The organism is Streptomyces sp. NPDC005435 (genome assembly GCF_040703155.1).
GTDB lineage: Bacteria > Actinomycetota > Actinomycetes > Streptomycetales > Streptomycetaceae > Streptomyces.
Map to the genome: position 1 here is coordinate 20,739 of NZ_JBEXEQ010000024.1, position 17,944 is coordinate 38,682.

At 73.7% G+C, this 17,944-nt stretch carries 14 protein-coding genes and 1 tRNA gene; 3 read left to right on the top strand and 12 right to left on the bottom strand.

Features of this window, described 5'->3' with window-relative positions:
• Positions 1 to 1,018: 1,018 nt before the first annotated feature.
• The 3 genes from AB0898_RS26665 to AB0898_RS26675 all read right to left on the bottom strand — a co-directional run bounded on the left by AB0898_RS26665 (position 1,019) and on the right by AB0898_RS26675 (position 5,153).
• Positions 1,019 to 1,660, bottom strand: coding sequence for a helix-turn-helix domain-containing protein (locus AB0898_RS26665; protein WP_366805532.1), 642 nt, complete (start codon positions 1,658 to 1,660; stop codon positions 1,019 to 1,021).
• Positions 1,661 to 2,050: 390 nt separating this feature from the next.
• Positions 2,051 to 3,850: a DEAD/DEAH box helicase gene (locus AB0898_RS26670; RefSeq protein ID WP_366805533.1), complete on the bottom strand. Its 1,800-nt coding sequence runs from the start codon at positions 3,848 to 3,850 to the stop codon at positions 2,051 to 2,053.
• A gap of 184 nt (positions 3,851 to 4,034) precedes the next feature.
• Positions 4,035 to 5,153 carry an NAD(P)/FAD-dependent oxidoreductase gene (locus AB0898_RS26675; protein WP_366805534.1) on the bottom strand — a complete coding sequence of 373 codons (1,119 nt, stop codon included), beginning with the start codon at positions 5,151 to 5,153 and terminating at the stop codon, positions 4,035 to 4,037.
• Positions 5,154 to 5,206: 53 nt separating this feature from the next.
• Between AB0898_RS26675 and AB0898_RS26680 the strand changes: the two genes are divergently transcribed.
• Positions 5,207 to 5,893, top strand: coding sequence for a TetR/AcrR family transcriptional regulator C-terminal domain-containing protein (locus AB0898_RS26680; RefSeq protein WP_366805535.1), 687 nt, complete (start codon positions 5,207 to 5,209; stop codon positions 5,891 to 5,893).
• Positions 5,894 to 5,976: 83 nt separating this feature from the next.
• Positions 5,977 to 6,051 (top strand) — tRNA-Cys (locus AB0898_RS26685).
• Positions 6,052 to 6,112: 61 nt separating this feature from the next.
• On the opposite strand, the gene AB0898_RS26690 is transcribed toward AB0898_RS26685, so the two are convergent.
• The 8 genes from AB0898_RS26690 to AB0898_RS26725 form a co-directional block, all read right to left on the bottom strand.
• On the bottom strand, positions 6,113 to 7,291 hold the full coding sequence (locus AB0898_RS26690; RefSeq protein WP_366805536.1) for an SUKH-4 family immunity protein: 1,179 nt from the start codon (positions 7,289 to 7,291) through the stop codon (positions 6,113 to 6,115).
• A 263-nt stretch (positions 7,292 to 7,554) separates the two neighbouring features.
• A complete protein-coding gene (locus AB0898_RS26695; protein WP_366805537.1) occupies positions 7,555 to 7,695 on the bottom strand; it encodes a hypothetical protein in 141 nt (46 codons plus the stop codon).
• Entirely contained in the window at positions 7,692 to 10,001 is a 2,310-nt protein-coding gene (locus AB0898_RS26700) for a molybdopterin cofactor-binding domain-containing protein (RefSeq protein ID WP_366805538.1), read from the bottom strand. Before AB0898_RS26700 ends, AB0898_RS26695 begins: the two co-directional genes overlap by 4 nt.
• On the bottom strand, positions 9,998 to 11,689 hold the full coding sequence (locus AB0898_RS26705; RefSeq protein WP_366805539.1) for a 2Fe-2S iron-sulfur cluster-binding protein: 1,692 nt from the start codon (positions 11,687 to 11,689) through the stop codon (positions 9,998 to 10,000). Before AB0898_RS26705 ends, AB0898_RS26700 begins: the two co-directional genes overlap by 4 nt.
• Positions 11,686 to 12,579: an FAD binding domain-containing protein gene (locus tag AB0898_RS26710; protein WP_366805540.1), complete on the bottom strand. Its 894-nt coding sequence runs from the start codon at positions 12,577 to 12,579 to the stop codon at positions 11,686 to 11,688. Before AB0898_RS26710 ends, AB0898_RS26705 begins: the two co-directional genes overlap by 4 nt.
• 224 nt (positions 12,580 to 12,803) lie before the next feature.
• Complete coding sequence (locus AB0898_RS26715) at positions 12,804 to 14,522, bottom strand: beta-N-acetylhexosaminidase (protein ID WP_366805599.1); 1,719 nt, start codon at positions 14,520 to 14,522, stop codon at positions 12,804 to 12,806.
• Between the two features lie 294 nt (positions 14,523 to 14,816).
• Positions 14,817 to 15,098: a DUF3039 domain-containing protein gene (locus tag AB0898_RS26720; RefSeq protein ID WP_018549697.1), complete on the bottom strand. Its 282-nt coding sequence runs from the start codon at positions 15,096 to 15,098 to the stop codon at positions 14,817 to 14,819.
• 29 nt (positions 15,099 to 15,127) lie between these two features.
• The gene (locus tag AB0898_RS26725) at positions 15,128 to 15,700 is read right to left on the bottom strand and encodes a YqgE/AlgH family protein (RefSeq protein ID WP_366805541.1); all 573 of its coding nucleotides are present in this window, start codon (positions 15,698 to 15,700) and stop codon (positions 15,128 to 15,130) included.
• 285 nt (positions 15,701 to 15,985) lie between these two features.
• Between AB0898_RS26725 and murA the strand changes: the two genes are divergently transcribed.
• Complete coding sequence (murA, locus tag AB0898_RS26730) at positions 15,986 to 17,326, top strand: UDP-N-acetylglucosamine 1-carboxyvinyltransferase (RefSeq protein WP_199588359.1); 1,341 nt, start codon at positions 15,986 to 15,988, stop codon at positions 17,324 to 17,326.
• Positions 17,327 to 17,523: 197 nt separating this feature from the next.
• On the opposite strand, the gene AB0898_RS26735 is transcribed toward murA, so the two are convergent.
• Positions 17,524 to 17,805 (bottom strand): HU family DNA-binding protein, encoded by a 282-nt coding sequence (locus tag AB0898_RS26735; protein ID WP_018549700.1) that lies wholly within the window; start codon positions 17,803 to 17,805, stop codon positions 17,524 to 17,526.
• Positions 17,806 to 17,944: the final 139 nt, after the last annotated feature.

Here is a 17,944-nt window from a genome sequence, read left to right on the forward strand (position 1 = left end):
ACTGGGGCGGAGGCAGAGGCCAGCAGCCAGGACCACGCGACACACCTGCCGGGACACGGCACACCAGACGGCGGACCGGGGCGAGGGGTGCGCCGCCTGGGTGGGCGGGCGACCGGGGCCGGGCTGGTGCAGCGGCAGCGGCAGCTGCCACTCGACACGCCTGCCCGGTCGCGGCACGCCACACGGCGGACCGGGGCGGGGGACGCTGCCCTGGCAGACGGCCGACCGGGGCCCGGCTGGGGCAGCGGCAGCTGCCACTCGACACGCCTGCCCGGTCGCGGCGCACCAGACGGCGGACCGGGGCGAGGGGCGCGCCGCCTGGGTGGGCGGGCGACCGGGGCCGGGCTGGGGCAGCGGCAGCGGCAGCGGCCACTCGACACGCCTGCCCGGTCGCGGCACGCCACACGGCGGAGCGGGGCGGGGGTGCGCCGCCCCGGGCGAGCGGGCGCGGCCGGAGCCGGGCTGGGGCAGCGGCAGCGGCAGCGGCAGCGGCAGCGGCCACTCGACACGCCTGACGGGTCACGGCCCACCACACGGCGGACCGGGGCGGGGGGCGCTGCCTTGGCGGACGGCCGACCGGGGCCCGGCTGGGGCTGGGGCAGCGGCCGGGGCCCACTCGGCGCACCTGCCGGGGCGCGGCGCACCAGGCGGCGGGCCGGGGCGAACAACGTGAGAGGGGCCGGGCCCGGAGGTGCCCGGGGTGAAGGACGCGAGCGAGAACGGGCCCGGGGCGCGAATCGGGGCCTCTGTGGAACGGGTGAACCGGATCGGGTGACGCGGCCGGGGCCGGGCAGGCCGGAACACGGCGCCACCCGAACCAGCCGCCCGGCCGGGAGCCGCCATCACCCCGCAGACCGGCCAGACGGCGGCAGCCCAGGCGGAGGGGGCGACGGGCAGCGTGTCAGGGGCGCACGGCATGCCTGACAGGCGGACAGGCCCCGGCGTGGACAACGCGACCGCGACCCGCGCCGGTACTCCCCGCGTCCACGTCAGCCGGCGCCCCCGCCAAGACCCCGCGTCAGCGGAGCGCTTCGGAGATTTCCTGGGCCGCTTCCAGGACGCGGGGGCCGACGCGGTCGGGGATGGCGTCGGTGAGCATGACGACGCCGACGCTGCCTTCGAGGCCGGTGACGCCGACGAGGGGGGCCGCGGCGCCGCTGGCTCCGGCCTCCAGTTCGCCGTGGGTGAGGGTGTAGCCGGGCTCGGCGGAGCGGGAGTGGCGGGCGGCGAGGATGGCCCGGCCGGCGGCGCCGCGGTCCAGCGAGTGACGGAAGCCGGCGCGGTAGGCCACGTGGTAGTCGGTCCAGGTCGGCTCCACCACGGCGACGGCCAGCGCCTCGGTGCCGTCCACGAGCGTCAGATGGGCCGTCGCCCCGATGTCCTCGGCCAGCGAGCGCAGCGCGGGCAGCGCGGCCTCCCGTACGAGGGGATGCACCTGGCGGCCCAGCCGCAGCACCCCGAGCCCGACCCGGGCCCGGCCGCCGAGGTCGCGCCGTACGAGGGCGTGCTGTTCGAGCGTGGCGAGCAGGCGGTACACCACCGTGCGGTTCACTCCCAGCCGGGTGGACAGCTCGGTGACGGTCAGCCCGTGATCCGTGTCGGCCAGCAGCTTGAGGACGCGCAGTCCCCGGTCCAGCGTCTGGGAGGTCTCCGCGGTCACGACGCCCACTCCTTCGGCGGTGAGGTCGGCACCCTGCGGGCAGCGGCCCGCGCCGGACGGTCCCGTCCGCGACGCGCTGCGAGGGCGCCGATCGGCAGGACGGCCCGGCGGCCCCGGACCCTGTCGCTTCACGGCTGCGCTCCGCGGCGGCGCTGCCACGGGGCGTATGCGTAGCGGGACAGTAGCGAAGGGGGTTCGCTCAGCGGAAGGCTTCGTCCACAATCCGGGCGGGGAGTGGGGCGGGGCGGGCGTTTTGCCCGCGTATGGACGGCGGAGGGGGAGCCACACCGTGTCCCTCACGGGGTCCGGGGCGGAGCCCCGTGAGGCCGGCTTCTCAGCGGACCGGGACGGGCGGGCGGGTGGGAAGCATTCGCCGAACCCAGCGGAGCGTCACCGCATCCGGGTCGCCCACTCCTGCACCTTCTCGATCCGCTGCCTCAGCTGCCCCGCCGTCGCCTCCGCACTCGGCGGCCCCCCGCACACCCGCCGCAGCTCGGTGTGGATCACCCCGTGCGGCTTGCCACTCTGGTGCACATACGCGCTCACCATCGTGTTGAGCTTCTTCCGGAGCTCCATCATCTCCTTGTGGCTGACCACGGGGCGCCGCTCGGCGGGCAGCTCCAGCAGATCCGCCTCCGCGTCCGGCTTCTTGCGGCTGTGCGCGATCTGCCGTGCCTGCCGCTTCTGGAGCAGCATCTGCACCTGATCGGGCTCAAGGAGTCCCGGGATGCCCAGGTAGTCCTGCTCCTCCTCGCTCCCCGGATGCGCCTGCATACCGAACTCGGCACCGTCGTACAGCACCCGGTCGAAGACCGCCTCGGACTCCAGCGCCTCGAAGGAGAACTGCTCCTGCTCGCCGGTGTCCTCGTCCTGCTCCTTGTTCGCCTCGTCCATCTCCTTCTCGGACTCGGCGTACGGGTCTTCCTCGCCCTCCTTCTTCGGCTTGTCGAGGGCGTGGTCCCGTTCCTTCTCCATCTCGTTGGCGAAGGTCAGCAGGTCGGGCACGGTCGGCAGGAACACGGACGCGGTCTCGCCGCGCCGCCGGGACCGTACGAAACGCCCGACGGCCTGCGCGAAGAACAGCGGCGTGGAGATCGTCGTCGCGTACACGCCCACCGCGAGCCGGGGCACGTCGACGCCCTCGGACACCATGCGGACCGCGACCATCCAGCGGTCGTCGCTCGCGCTGAAGTCGTCGATCCGCTTCGAGGCGCCGGTGTCGTCGGAGAGGACCAGCGTGGCCTTGGTGCCGGTGATCTCACGGATGAGCTTGGCGTAGGCGCGGGCGGAGTCCTGGTCGGAGGCGATGACGAGCGCACCGGCGTCCGGGATGGCCTTCCGGACCTCGGTCAGCCGCTGGTCGGCGGCGCGCAGCACGCTCGGCATCCACTCGCCGCGCGGATCGAGCGCCGTACGCCACGCCTGGCTGACCGCGTCCTTGGTCATCGGCTCGCCGAGCCGGGCCGCGATCTCGTCGCCCGCCTTGGTGCGCCAGCGCATCTGGCCGCTGTAGCTGAGGAAGATCACGGGGCGCACGACGTGGTCGGCGAGCGCGTTGCCGTAGCCGTAGGTGTAGTCGGCGGACGAGCGCCGGATGCCGTCGTCGCCCTCCTCGTACGTGACGAAGGGGATCGGGTTGGTGTCCGAGCGGAACGGCGTACCGGTCAGCGCGAGCCGCCGGGTCGCGGGCTCGAACGCCTCCAGGCACGCCTCGCCCCAGGACTTGGAGTCGCCGGCGTGGTGGATCTCGTCGAGGATCACGAGCGTCTTGCGCTGCTCGGAGCGGTTGCGGTGCAGCATGGGGCGCACCCCGACACCGGCGTACGTCACGGCGACGCCCTGGTAGTCCCTGCCGACCGGGCCCGCGCTGTACTCCGGGTCGAGCTTGATCCCTATCCGGGCCGCGGCCTCCGCCCACTGCTTCTTCAGATGCTCGGTCGGCGCGACGACGGTCACCTGCTGCACGACATGGTGGTGCAGCAGCCAGGAGGCCAGCGTCAGCGCGAAGGTCGTCTTGCCGGCGCCGGGGGTGGCGACGGCGAGGAAATCGCGCGGCTGCTCCTGGATGTACTTGTCCATCGCCCCCTGCTGCCAGGCACGCAGCTTGCTGGCGGTGCCCCAGGGGGCGCGGCCGGGGAAGGCGGGGGACAGATGGTGGGACGAGGCTGAAGAGGCGGCGGTGGTAGTCACGGTCTCCGGGGTGGGGGCTGGGGGCGGCTCGACTACGTAGAACAACCGGGCCACCCTACCGGCGCGGGACGGCCCGCCGAGGGCGGACGAGGCGGACGCCGGTCCGGTTGGGACCGACGTCACAGTCACCCCGCGAGGCGCTCCGGCCCCTCCGCGATCTCCGCCCCGCCGGGCCTCTCCTGGGTCAGGACGGCTGGACCTCGTCGAACAGCGCGACGGCCTGGGCGGGGTCCGCGCTGACGAGGCGGTCCAGGCCGGCGGCCGTGATCTTCGCCCATCTGCCGGCCCGCTCCCACATGCGTTCCTCGAAGGCGCGGACGGTGTCGTCCAGGTCCGCGGGGCCGGCGGCGAGGGCCTCGGCGAGTTCGGCGCCCTCCAGCATCGCGAGGTTCGCGCCCGCCCCCAGGGGAGGCATCAGGTGGGCGGCGTCGCCGAGCAGCGTCACGCCGGGGACGTGGGTCCAGGTGTGGTCCACGGGCAGGACGTACAGGGGGCGGCGGACGAACGCGGTGCCCTGGCGGAGGAGGTCGAGGACGGGGTCGGCCCAGCCGTCGAACAGGTCCAGCAGGCTCGACCGCACGGCCTCGGTGCCGGCCGGGTCCGGTCCGGTGTGCCGCTCCAGCGGCGCGCGGAACTGGGCGTACACCGTGACGCGGCCGCCGCTGTTGCGCTGGGCGACGAGGCCGCGGTTCACGCCGTACACGGCCAGGGAGCCGTCGCCGACCAGCCGGGCGAGGGCGGGGTGGCGGGTGTCGACGTCGTCGAGGGAGGTCTCGACCGCGGTGACGCCGGTGTAGTGCGGTGTCACCGGAGAGACCGCCGGGCGGGTGCGGGACCAGGCGCCGTCCGCGCCGACCACGAGGTCGAACGTCTCCTGCCGCCCGTCCTCGAAGTGCACCCGTACACCGTCCCCCTCCCCCGGCACCACCCGCGCCACGCCCCGGCCCCACTGGACGTCGAGCGGGCCGAGCAGCAGGTCACGGAGGTGCCCTCGGTCGATCTCGGGGTTGGCCCGCTCGTCCGGGCGGGGCCGCCAGTCGCGCAGGACGGTCCCGTCCGGGTCCAGGATGCGCATGGCCTGCCCCTCGGGACGGGACAGCGCCTCGAACTCCGCCGGCAGCCCGGCCTTCTCCAGCGCGAGCCGGCCCATCCCCTCGTGCAGGTCCAGCGTGCCGCCCGGCGGGCGGGCGTCGGGGGCGGGGTCGCGTTCGAGGACGGTGACGGGGTGGCCGTGGCGGTGCAGGACGCGGGCGAGGGTGAGGCCGCCGGGGCCACCGCCGACCACTGCGATGCGATGTCTCATGTCGATACACTGTATTGATTCGCTACAGCGCATCGCAACAGTACGATGTGGCCATGACTGTGTGGGACCGGCCGGAGCCGCCGACTCGCCCCGTGCCGCTCGACCGGGAGCGGATCGTCGCCGCCGCCGTCGCGCTGGCCGACGAGGGCGGGCTCAAGGCGGTGTCGCTGCGCAAGGTCGCCGCCCGGCTGAACGCCGGCCCGATGCGGCTGTACGGATTCATCGCCACCAAGCAGGAGCTGTTCGACCTCATGGTGGACGAGGTCCAGGCCGAGATCCTCCCCGAGGAGCGGCCCGGTGACTGGCGGGAGGCGCTGAGCGTCCTCTCCCACCGCACCAGGCGGGCCGCGCTCCGCCACCCGTGGCTGGCCGACCTGCTCGGCGGCCGCCCCTCCCTGGGCCCGAACGGCCTCGCCGTGACCGAGGCCAAGCTCTCCGCCCTCGACGGCCTCGCGGACATCGACACCGTCCTGCGCGCCGTGGAGACCGTCAGTTCCTACGTCATCGGCGCGATCAGACGCGAAGTCGCCACCCTGCGCGCCGAACGCGCCACGGGCCTGTCCGAGCGCGACTGGCAGCGCGCCTCCGGCCCGCACGTCACGAACATGCTGTCCACCGGCCGCTTCCCGGCGCTCGCCAAGGTCGTCCACGACGCCACCGACATCGACGCCGAGACCTCCTTCACGACCGGCCTGGACTGGGTCCTCGACGCCGTCGCCGCCAGACTCCCTGCCATGTGAACGCACCATGGCAGTCGCATTGCACCCCGCCCCCTTCCCTTGCCCCGCCCCTCACCCCCGCCTACGTTCGTTCCACGACACACGGCCGTGTGCCCGAGTGGCTCAGGGACTCGCCTGCAAAGCGAGTTACGCGGGTTCGATTCCCGCCACGGCCTCCACCAAGTCCTCCCGCGCCGGGCGCCGGAGGCGTCAGAGTGCCCCGCCGGTCGGCCGGAGGCGTCAGAGCGCGCCGCCCGCCTCGTCCTGGAACAGTTCCGTCCAGTAGTGCCAGTCCGTCGACGGGTCGGTGCCCGTCGGGTCGAGGGACGCCAGCGTGTCGAGCAGGGTGGCCGCCAGCTGGTCGTAGGCGGAGGTCGTCAGCTCGTGGGAGAGGTGGTCGTCGATCGTGCGCTCGTGGTGGAGGAGCCAGAGGGTGTAGGCGAGGGTGGAGGTGTCGGTGTTGAGGGGGTGGAGGGTGCCGTCCGGCTCGGAGTAGCTGAGGACGGCGCCGGTGCGGCCGTCGACCACCAGGCTGGTGTCCTCCACCAGATGGCCGAGGCGGATCAAGTGGTCGGCGTGGGCGGGGAGAAGGTCGAGGGGGTAGTCCTCCGCGGCTTCCTCCGAGAAGTACTCCGTGAGCGTGCGCAGCGGGCCGTCCGCGTCCGCGTGGAACAGCACCGCCTCCTCCGGCAGCCCCGTCTCCCGCAGGAAGCGGCGCGTCGGCTCGTGGGTGAGCGTGCGCGGGAAGTCCACCTCCTCGAAGCGGACCACCCGGCCCGAGCCGAACTCCTCCTCCAGGAGCCGTCCGGGAAGGTCGAGGGTGAGACCGCCGGAGCGGCCCGGCGCGGCCACCAGGGACAGCGGGCGGATCAGGGCCGCCACCTTCCAGTAGGCCGGGACCGCGCCGTCCGTGCCCTCCTCGAAGAGCGCGAGGAGCCGGCGGGACGCCTCGGCCGCCGTCTCCGTGCCGTACCGCCCGCGCAGGCCCGCGAACCGGCCGCGCAGGCCCGCCAGTTCCTCGGTGACGGCGGCGAAGCGCAGCAGGGTGGCGAGACAGGGGGCGAAGGGGTGCGCGTCGGCGGGGTCGTACAGGTACGCCGTCGTCAGCTCGCCCGTCACCCCGTCGAGCAGGATGGACTGCTGCTCAAGACCGGCCGGGCCGAGCAGTTCGCCTATCACCAGCCGGTCCCGCAGCTCCTCCGCGAGCCGGAACGGGCCCTCGGCGGTGTCGATGACGTCGGCGGCGTCGGCCAGCCGGCGCAGCCCGTGCGTGCGGAGGGGGGCGAAGGTCAGCAGGCCGGTGTCCTGGGGCAGTCCGGGGCCGGTGAGCAGGCCGCGCGTGGGCGCGTGGGTGACGTAGCGGTCGAGCTCGGCCTCGGTCAGTGTGATCGCCGAGACCTCGGTGTCGGTCGTGCTCATCGCTCCCCCGCGATCTTCATAGGTACGTCGGTACGTCGTCGTACGGCTTCCCTGGAGACGGGACGCGGCCGGGCTCACCCGCAGCGCGCGGCCGGGACATCCACCGCCCGGAACATTACGCCGCACCACTGACAACGGGGCTCGTGCGACGACGGCCCCGTACGAGAAGACGCGCCTCCCCCGCCGCACGTTGCGTCACGGCGTGAGAAAAGGACGTGACGCGCACGACATCCGGGGCACCGGCCCCCGGCTCAGGTGAAGGCTCAGGTGAAGTAGATCCCGCCGAGCACGACGACGACCGCCGCCACGATGAAGAGCAGCACCCACAGGAACAACTTGCCCACGCTCGGGGCGGGTTCGTAACGAGGTTCGTCTGTCGCCGCGTCTGTCGGTCGGTCTGTCACTGGGAGGTCACCACTGCTGCTTGAGGCCGGATCGGAAGGCGGTTGACCGGGCGGCCGGTGGCCGCGCGGACGGCGGAGGCGACGGCGGCCGGGGCCGTGACCACCGGCACCGCCGAGACCGACTTGGCGCCGAAGGGCGCGACCACGTCCCGCTCCTCGACCAGCTTCACGATACGGATGTCCGGCGCGTCCAGTGACGTCGGGAGGGCGTACCCGGTCAGATCGGGGTGCCGGACCAGACCGCGCGGGGTGCGCAGGTTCTCGGTGAGCGCGATGCCCACGCCCTGCGTGACCCCGCCCTCGATGCGGGCCCGCAGCTGCGCCGGGTTGAGCACCCGGCCCACGTCCTGGGCGACCGCCAGCTCGACCACCCGGACCGCGCCCAGCTCCACGTCCACGTCCACCACCGCGCGGATCGCGCAGAAGGCGAGCCCGACGAAGGCGTCACCCTGACCGGCACCGTCCAGCGGCTCGGTGGGATGCGGGCGGCACTGGGCCGTCGCCCACAGCTCCTTGCCCTCCAGCGCCTCCGCGACGGTGGTCGAGAGCACCCCGTCGTACGAGGTGATCTTGCCGTCGGTGATCTGGAGCAGCTCGGTGGACATGCCGAACTTGTGCGCCAGCGGCTGGAGCAGCTGGGTGCGGACCATCTTGGCCGCGCGCTCCACCGCGCCGCCGGAGACCCAGGTGTGCCGTCCCCGGCAGCCGGGGCCCGCCTCGGGCTGGTCGGTGTCGACGGGCGCCACGTGCACCTCGTCCACGCCCAGGGTGTCCTGGACGATCTGCCGGGCCAGCGTGGTGAAGCCCTGGCCTGACTCGACGGCCGCGCACAGCACGGTCGCGACGCCGTCGTGGACCTTCACGGTGGCCGTGGAGACCTCGTCCGCGCCCTCGGCGCCGAGCATGTGGACCATGCCGAGGCCGTAGCCGACGCCCCGGCGGACCGCGCCCGGCTCGCCCGCGCCCTCGGGGCCGCCGGGCAGCAGCCAGTCCTCCTCCGGGGTGTCCTTGGGCAGCGGCGGCAGCGGGAACTCCTGTACCGCCTGGAGGAGTTCGGCCACCGGCGCCGGGCAGGTCACGGTCTGCCCGATGGGCAGCACGTCACCGGTCGCGAGGACGTTGCGCAGCCTCAACTCGGCCGGGTCCAGGTCGAGTTTCCTGGCCAGCTTGTCCATCTGCGCCTCGTAGGCGGCGCACACCTGCATCGCGCCCTCGCCGCGCACATGGCCGGAGGGCGGGTTGTTGGTACGTACGGCCCAGCCCTCGATGAAGGCGTTCGGGACGACGTACGGACCGCAGGCGAAGGAGACGGCGGCGGCGAGCGCTTCGGCCGAGGTGTCCGCGTACGGACCCGCGTCGAGCAGGATCTGCGCCTCGACCTTCACCAGCTTGCCCTCGGCGTCCGCGTGGTGGCGGTAGCGCAGCAGGGTGGGGTGGCGGTGGGCGTGACCGAGGAAGGACTCCTCGCGGGTCGCCGCGAGCTTCACCGGGCAGCCGGTCTTCAACGCCAGCAGTCCGAGCGGGAGTTGGAAGCCCTGGTCCTCGCGGTCGGCGGTCGCCCCCGGCACACCGGTGACGACGATCTTCACCCGGTCCGCGGGAAGTCCGTAGCAGGCGGCGGCGGTGTTGCGGTCGGTGTGCGGGTCGGTGGAGGCCAGATACAGCTCCACCCCGCCGTCCGGGCGCGGTACGGCGAGCCCGGCCTCGGCGCCGATGGGCGCGGGGTCCTGGCGGCCGATCCGGTACAGCCCCTCGACCACGATCTCGCCGGCCGCCTCCGGGTCGCCGTGGCGCAGCGGGATGTGGCGGATCAAGTTGCCGTCGGGGTGCAGGGGTTCGGCCTCGAAGGCCTGCTCGGGGTCGGTGACCGGGTCGAGGAGTTCGTACTCGACGATGACGGCGGCGGCCGCCATGCGCGCGGTGTCGGGGTGGTCGGCGGCGACGGCGGCGATGGGCTCGCCGTGGTGGCGCACGACCTCGGAGGCGAACACCGGCCGGTCCGGGGTGCCCCGGCCGTGCCGGGAGGTGCCGGGCACGTCCTCGTGGGTGATGACGGCGCGGACGCCGGGCATCTCGCGCGCGTGGGTGGTGTCGATGGACACGATCCGCGCGTGCGCGTGCGGTGAGCGCAGCACGGCGGCCCACAGCAGGCCCTCGGCCCACAGGTCGGCGGCGTAGGGGAAGGTGCCCTCGGTCTTGGCGCGGGCGTCGGCGTGCGGCAGGGAGGCGCCCAGGCCGTGCGGCAGCGGCTCGGGAGCGGGGACCGCTTCCGCCGCCGGGGTCGCGGTGGCGGCTTCGTTGCTCACGCCTGGCCTCCGTCCTGGCCGTAGTACGGGTCCTGCTGGGCGTACGGGTCCTGCTCGTGCGGGGCGTAGGCGCCCTGCTGCGGGTACGGCTCCTGCTGGTGCCGGTCGCCGGGGGTGTCGAAGGCGCCGGGCGCCTCGAAGGCCGAGGGGTTGACGCCGCCGGCGCCGGGGGGCGCCTGGTGCGGGATGCGGGCGGTGTCGCCGTCCGCGCCGGCCTCGGCCTCGGCGGCCGCGTGCGCCTCGCGCTCCGCGACGACCTCCTGCACGGCGTCGAGCACGCCCCGGTAGCCCGAGCAGCGGCACAGGTTGCCGCACAGGGCCTGCCGGGTCTCCAGCTCGGAGGGGGCGGGGTTGCCCTCAAGCAGGTCGTGCAGGGTCATCGCGATGCCGGGCACGCAGAACCCGCACTGGACGGCGCCGCACCGGGCGAGCGCCCGCTGTACGTCGGAGGGGTGTCCGTCGGCGGCCAGGCCCTCGACGGTACGGACCTCGCTGCCGGCCGTGGTGACCGCCGGGACCAGGCAGGAGGCGACGAGGCGGCCGTCCACCTGGACGTTGCAGGCCCCGCACTCGCCCTGCGAGCAGCCGTCCTTGGCGCCCGCGAGGCCGAGCCGCTCGCGCAGCACGTACAGCAGGGACTCGCCGATCCAGGCGTCGGTGACGGGGCGGTCGGTGCCGTTGACCCGCAGGACGTAGGAGGCGAGGGGGTGGTCGTCGTGGGGCTCGGCGCCGGGCTCGTCGCCCGCCGCGAGGTCGTCGGCCCCGGCCTGGTCGCCGTCCGGCCCGTCGGACTCGGGTTCAAAGTGTGCTTCCGGGCCGTCGGCCTCGGGTACAAATTTTACTTCCGGCCCTGCGTCGGCGGCGTTCTCCGCAGCCTCGGGGGCGGTGCCGGTCTCCGTGGCCGCGCCCGGTGCCGCCGGACCGTCAGCGGGGCTTTCAGGGGCCTGCTCGGGGGCGTCGGGCTCGGCGCCGTGGAGGTCCTCGTGCGGGCCGCCCGGGTACGTCTCCTCCGGCAGCGGCGTACCGGCCGCCGGGGTGTGCGGCCCGGGCTCCTGCGGCCGGCCCCAGGGGTCGCCCGCGGGCTCGGTGGCCCAGGGCGCCGACGCGCCGCCGGGCAGGGTCGCGGGCGCACCGGTGCCCCACTGCTCCGCCAGCGCGGAGGTGGTGAACTCGCCCGACTCGTCCGGCAGCTCACCGCCCGCGACAGGTACGGACCAGTGCCCGGTGACATCGTGCCCGGGCGCGGCGGCCTCCTCGACGGCCCAGTGCTGGTCGGCGGCGGGGTACTGGCCGGTGCCCGCATGCTGCTCCGGACCGGCGTAGTCGGCACCGGGGTGCCCCGGGGGGCCGTCCTGCGGATACGGCGCCGGCCGCGGGTCGTACGTGAAGCGGTCGCCGCCGCCCTGCCCGTCCGGTACGGGCCACTGGTGGGCGTCGGAGGGCGCGCCCCAGCCGCCCGGCGCGGCGGGCGGTGCCTGGCCCTCGCCGGGCGGGGCGGTCTCGATCCGGGGCGGCACATAGCCGTGGCCCGGCGCGGCCAGCGGGCTGTCACCGGACAGCAGGGCGTCGATGCCGCCCTCGGGGAGCTGGACGAAGGCGGTGGCGCCGTCGTCGTACTCGCCCTGGGGCAGCGGGTTCCACCGGCCGCCGCCCTGGGGCGTGCCCTCTCCGTGCTGGTCGTCGGTCACGACAGCGCCCTCCCCAGTGCTCGTCGGGCCAGCGCGGCGACGGTGCGCCGCAGGTGCAGTACGGCGGGCGGCAGCGCTGCCACCGTGCCGTCCGGCCCGGGGGCCGGGTCGGGGATGCAGGCCGCGGCGACGTACTCCCCGAAGGCCTGAAGCGCCTCGGGGACCAGCGCGCGGTCGTTGTCCCAGTCGATGAGCTGCGCGACCCACTGCTCGGCCTCCAGCGGGCGCAGCGGCATCGGAGCGATGGCGCCGACGGCGCACCGCACCCCGCGCCGGGCGGGGTCGAGCACGAGCGCCACGGAGGCGACGGCGCGGCCGGGTCCGGTACGGCCCGTGGCCTTGAGGAAGACCTGGGGGGCGTGCAGCAGCGGTACGCGGACGTAGCCGATGAGTTCGCCGCCGTTGAGCATCTCGACGCCGGCGAGCAGGTGCGAGACCGGGATCTCGCGGCGGGCGCCGTTCAGGCCCGCGATGATCAGCGTGGCCTCCAGCGCGGCGAGCACCGGGAGCGCGTCGCCGGTCGGGGCGGCGGTCGCGATGTTGCCGCCGAGGGTGCCGGCGTTGCGGATGTGCGGCGGGCCCGAGGCGCGCGCGGCGGCGGCCAGCGCCGGGATGAGGGCGGCGAAGTCGGGGCGGCCCATGCGGGCGTGGGTGAGTCCGGCGCCGAGCAGGGCGTGGCCGTCCTGGTACTGCCAGCCGCGGATCTCGCTGATGCGGCCGAGGCCGACGAGCGCGGCGGGCCTGAGCCTGCCGGAGTTGACCGCGTGCATCAGATCGGTGCCGCCCGCGACGGGGACGGCGGTCGGCATGGCGGTCAGGGCCGCCACCGCCTCGTCCAGTGTCGTGGGCAGCGTGACGGTCTGCGCCGCCTGCGGTGCGTGCGTGGTCAAACCGGCTGCCCCTTCCCGCTGCCCCACCTGGTCCCCGCCTGTGCTGCCGTACGGTACGGCCTGACAGGGCGGACGTGGCAACTCTGGCACATCTTCGCAAGCCCCGGACGCCGGGGTCCGCCAGGGGTGTTGAGCCCCGCCCCCGGCCACCCGTCCCGGTTTCCACCGGCATCGGACGGCTGGTCCGATTGACCCGCTTCGGCGAGTCCCGGGGGCTTTTTCCCTTACGTGTTCGTCGGCAGGTCGTTCGAGCCGGCCGGGGTGGCGGGCGCGGGCGGTCTGGCCGCCGGGACCGGGTGCGGCGGGGCCGGAGACACCGGGACCGGCCCCGGGAACGGCTTGCCCGGGACGCCCGGGCGGCGCTGCCAGGGGCGGGGGCCGGCGGGCGGGCGGTAGGCGACGCCGAGGGCGTCCAGGCGGCGGTAGTGCGTGGCCATCCGGCGCTCGAAGTCCGCGAAGTCCCGCTCGGCGGGCGGGGGCAGCGGGCTCCAGGCGGCCTCCGCGAACGCGGCGAGGCGGGGGAAGACCTGGTAGTCCACGCGCCCGGCGTCCTCCATGGTCTCGGTCCACACGTTGGCCTGGGTGCCGAGGACGCGGCGGGTCTCGGCCGGGGTGAGGCCGGGCGGCACGGGGTCGAAGCGGTAGACGTCCTCCAGCGTGCGCACATAGCCGACCGGCACCGGCTCGTCGGCGCCGGGCGCCTGCCGGTGGTCCAGGTAGACGTGCTGCTCGGGGCACATCACCACGTCGTGTCCGGCCCGTACGGCGGCGGCTCCGGCCGCGTGGCCGCGCCAGCAGGAGACGACCGCGCCGTCCGGCACGGGCCCGTCCAGGATCTCGTCCCACCCGGCGAGCACCCGCCCCCGTGCGGCGAGCCATGCCCCGAAGTGGCCGGTGAACCACGACCGCAGCGCGTCCACGTCCGCGAGCCCGAGTTCCCGGGCCCGGGCCCGCGCGAGGGCCGAGGCCCGCCACTCGTCCGCCGGGCACTCGTCGCCGCCGAGGTGCACGACCGGCGAGGGGAACAGTTCCAGCACCTCTTCGAGCACGCCCTCGTAGAAACGCAGTACGGCTTCGGTGGGCGCGAGGACGTGCGGTGAGATCCCCCAGTCGTCCCGGACGGTGAGCGCGGCGGTGTCGACGGCGTCGCGGTTGCCGAGTTCCGGATACGCGGCGATCGCGGCCTGGGAGTGGCCGGGAAGATCGATTTCGGGGACGACGGTGATATGCCGCTCGGCGGCGTAGGAGACGATCTCCCGGATGTCGTCCCGGGTGTAGTGGCCGCCGTGCGGTTTGTGTTCCCACAGGGGTGAGGCGCGGTGGCCGAATTTGGTCCGGGCACGCCAGGAGCCGGTCGCGGTGAGCTGCGGATGACGGCGGATCTCGATACGCCAGCCCTGATCATCCGTCAGATGCAGGTGCAGCACGTTGAGTTTGTGCGCGGCGAGCAGATCGAGCAGCCGCAGTACGCCTTCCTTGGGCGTGAAGTGCCGGGCCACGTCGAGCAGCAGTCCGCGCCAGGCGAAGCGCGGGGTGTCCTCGATCCGCACCGGCGGGAGGTGCCAGGTGCGGCCGGGGAGCGGGGCGCGGCGGAAGGCGTCCGGGCCGAGCAGCTGCCGTAGCGTCTGGGCGCCCCAGAACAGCCCGGCGGGGCCGCCGCCGCGCAGGTCGGCGTGGGTGGGGGTGACGGTGAGCCGGTAGCCCTCGGGACCGAGGCGGGCGGTGACGGCGGGGTCGACGGTGAGCCGTACGGTGTCGGGCCGGTCCGGGTCCGCCGGGGGCAGCGGGAGGCCGGTGGCGGCGCCGAGGGTGGCCCTGAGCGAGCGTTCGGTGCCGCTCGCGCCGTTTCCGGCCGCGATACCGGTGCCTTCTCCGAGGGTGAATCCCCGGGGGCCGTTCTCCGCCGTGGCGACGGGCGCGGGAATCACATCCGCCACTTCCATCCGTCCCTTGTCTCTCGTCACACGGAGGACCGTGCCCAGGGGCGGGGCGAAAAACTCGGGGAGCGGCGGAACGCCCCGGCGGGAAATCACGGAAACACGCGGTCCGACGATCTTGCGAACGTGTGCGCGAAACCGGTGGGGCGGGGGTGATCCGGGTCCACACGTAATACGCGTGAAACACGTGGAGACGGCGGTACGCGCGCGTTCCGGGGAAACACGAAGGCCCCCGGGGAAACGCGTCCACGCGCGTGCCGGGGGCCTCGTGAGGTCAGGACCGAAGGGGGCGTTGCTTCTTTACTTCTTGTCGCCGCCCTTGTCGTCGCCGCCGCTGCTCATGGATTCGTAGATCTCCTTGCACATGGGGCAGACGGGGTACTTCTTCGGGTCGCGGCCGGGCACCCACACCTTGCCGCACAGCGCCACGACGGGGGTGCCGTCGAGGGCGCTCGCCATGATCTTGTCCTTCTGGACGTAGTGGGCGAAGCGCTCATGGTCACCGTCGCCGTGGGAGACCTGCGGCGTCGGCTCGACGAGGGTTCCCGTACCAGTCCCGCGCTCGGGCTCAAGAGTGCTCATACCGCCAAGGGTACTGACTCCGGACCGCTTCAGTTGAGCGACGGGTCGTCCGGATAGGTGGCCACCATCGCCAGCTCGTTGCGCTGCCGGCGGAGCACCTCCCGCCACAGCTTCTCGGGCGCCGGGGAGGAGATGTCGCCCGGCTCGGACTCCACCACGTACCAGGCGCCCTGGGCCACTTCGTCCTCCAGCTGGCCCGGGCCCCAGCCGGCGTACCCGGCGAAGATCCGCAGCGAGCCGAGGGCGGACGCGAGCAGCTCGGGCGGGGTCTCCAGGTCCACCAGCCCGATCGCGCCGTGCACCCGCCGCCACCCGAGCGGGGCGGTGTCGCCGCCGTCGCCGCCCGGGATCACCGCGACCCCGAGCGCGGAGTCCAGCGAGACGGGCCCGCCCTGGAAGACCACCCCGGGCTCCCCCGCGAGCGTCTCCCAGCCCTCCAGGATGTCCCCCACCCCGACGGGCGTGGGCCGGTTCAGCACGACGCCGAGCGAGCCCTCCTCGTCGTGGTCGAGGAGCAGCACCACCGCACGGTCGAAATTCGGATCCGCCAGGGCGGGCGTGGCCACGAGCAGCCGCCCCGTGAGCGAGGACACCTCGGTCATGCCAGACATGATCCCGCATCTCGACCCGCTGTGGGGAGACGGGCGGGGTGAATCCGGTGCGGGCGGGTGGCGGACCGGGCCCGGCCGCCCCGCACCGGCCGCCCTCCGCCTCACCCACTCCGCCGGTAACCCCCCGTACCCGACGCGAAACCGTTCGTGTTGTGACACGGCGGTAGCGGCCTCGGGCTTACGGGTGGGGGGTGATCGGCGTTTACCCTGTCTCTCCGGCCCCTGCGCAAAGTGATCGGCCGACCCCTGCCCGACACTCATCGGAACGCGAGATACATGACCGTCAACGACGATGTCCTGCTTGTCCACGGCGGAACCCCGCTGGAGGGCGAGATCCGTGTCCGCGGCGCGAAGAACCTCGTGCCGAAGGCCATGGTCGCCGCCCTGCTGGGCAGCGAGCCGAGCCGCCTGCGCAACGTCCCGGACATCCGTGACGTACGGGTCGTCCGCGGCCTGCTCCAGCTGCACGGCGTGACGGTCCGTCCGGGCGACGAGCCCGGCGAACTGGTGCTCGACCCGACCTACGTCGAGAGCGCGAACGTCGCCGACATCGACGCCCACGCCGGCTCCAGCCGCATCCCGATCCTCTTCTGCGGCCCCCTGCTGCACCGTCTGGGCCACGCCTTCATCCCGGGCCTGGGCGGCTGCGACATCGGCGGCCGGCCGATCGACTTCCACTTCGACGTGCTCCGCCAGTTCGGCGCGACCATCGAGAAGCGCGCGGACGGCCAGTACCTGGAGGCCCCGCAGCGCCTGCGCGGTACGAAGATCGACCTGCCGTACCCCTCCGTGGGCGCCACCGAGCAGGTCCTGCTGACGGCCGTGCTGGCCGAGGGCGTCACCGAGCTGTCCAACGCGGCCGTCGAGCCCGAGATCGAGGACCTCATCTGCGTACTGCAGAAGATGGGCGCGATCATCGCCATGGACACCGACCGCACCATCCGCATCACCGGTGTGGACAAGCTCGGCGGCTACACCCACCGCGCCCTGCCGGACCGCCTGGAGGCCGCGTCCTGGGCCTCGGCGGCCCTCGCGACGCGCGGCAACATCTACGTGCGCGGCGCCCAGCAGCGCTCGATGATGACGTTCCTGAACACCTACCGCAAGGTCGGCGGCGCGTTCGAGATCGACGACGAGGGCATCCGCTTCTGGCACCCGGGCGGCCAGCTGAAGTCCATCGCGCTGGAGACGGACGTGCACCCCGGTTTCCAGACCGACTGGCAGCAGCCGCTGGTGGTGGCGCTGACCCAGGCCACGGGCCTGTCGATCATCCACGAGACGGTCTACGAGTCCCGCCTCGGCTTCACCTCCGCGCTCAACCAGATGGGCGCGCACATCCAGCTCTACCGCGAGTGCCTGGGCGGCTCGAACTGCCGCTTCGGCGCGCGCAACTTCCTCCACTCGGCGGTCGTCTCCGGCCCCACCAAGCTCCAGGGCGCCGACCTGGTCATCCCCGACCTCCGCGGCGGCTTCTCGTACCTCATCGCGGCCCTGGCCGCCGAGGGCACGTCCCGCGTCCACGGCATCGACCTCATCAACCGGGGCTACGAGAACTTCATGGACAAGCTCGTGGAACTCGGCGCGAAGGTCGAACTCCCCGGCAAGGCCCTCAGCTGATCCCAGGCCCATGGCCTCAAACGCCGGCCGGCATCTTTCAGCCCGGCCGGCGTTTGAGGCCATTGGTCAGCGCAACCACGATGGGGCGGCACCCGAATCACTCCGGGTACCGCCCCATCGGCGCTTTTACGGCTCTACAGCCAAGACACCCGTCTCCACGCCCCGTCATCCACGGGACGCAAAGACAGATGGCAAGGTCACTTGCCCTTGGCGGCTTCCTTGAGCTTCGAGCCCGCCGAGACCTTCACGCTGAAGCCGGCCGGGATGTTGATGGGCTCACCGGTCTGCGGGTTGCGCGCGGTACGAGCGGCACGGTGGGTGCGCTCGAAGGTCAGGAAGCCGGGGATGGTGACCTTCTCGTCGCCCTTGGAGACGATGTCGCCGACGACCTCGGCGAACGCGGCCAGCACGGCGTCGGCGTCCTTGCGGGTCACCTCGGCGCGGTCGGCCAGCGCGGCCACCAGCTCACTGCGGTTCATGTTGTTACTCCCGTGTTCTTCTTGCCATTGAGGCGTGAGGTGAGATCGATGCCGATGCGCTCGCGCCCAGGGACGCATCCTGCCCCTACCTGCGGCGGGAAAGCCAATCCGGCACCCGCAGGAGTCATGAGAGCACCCT

Bases quoted from the DNA above. Each gene is read 5' to 3' on its own strand.
- AB0898_RS26675 (WP_366805534.1), bottom strand. From the start codon at position 5,153: ATGAGACATCGCATCGCAGTGGTCGGCGGTGGCCCCGGCGGCCTCACC.
- AB0898_RS26680 (WP_366805535.1), top strand. From the start codon at position 5,207: ATGACTGTGTGGGACCGGCCGGAGCCGCCGACTCGCCCCGTGCCGCTC.
- AB0898_RS26690 (WP_366805536.1), bottom strand. From the start codon at position 7,291: ATGAGCACGACCGACACCGAGGTCTCGGCGATCACACTGACCGAGGCC.
- AB0898_RS26715 (WP_366805599.1), bottom strand. From the start codon at position 14,522: ATGGAAGTGGCGGATGTGATTCCCGCGCCCGTCGCCACGGCGGAGAAC.
- AB0898_RS26720 (WP_018549697.1), bottom strand. From the start codon at position 15,098: ATGAGCACTCTTGAGCCCGAGCGCGGGACTGGTACGGGAACCCTCGTC.
- AB0898_RS26725 (WP_366805541.1), bottom strand. From the start codon at position 15,700: ATGACCGAGGTGTCCTCGCTCACGGGGCGGCTGCTCGTGGCCACGCCC.
- murA (WP_199588359.1), top strand. From the start codon at position 15,986: ATGACCGTCAACGACGATGTCCTGCTTGTCCACGGCGGAACCCCGCTG.
- AB0898_RS26735 (WP_018549700.1), bottom strand. From the start codon at position 17,805: ATGAACCGCAGTGAGCTGGTGGCCGCGCTGGCCGACCGCGCCGAGGTG.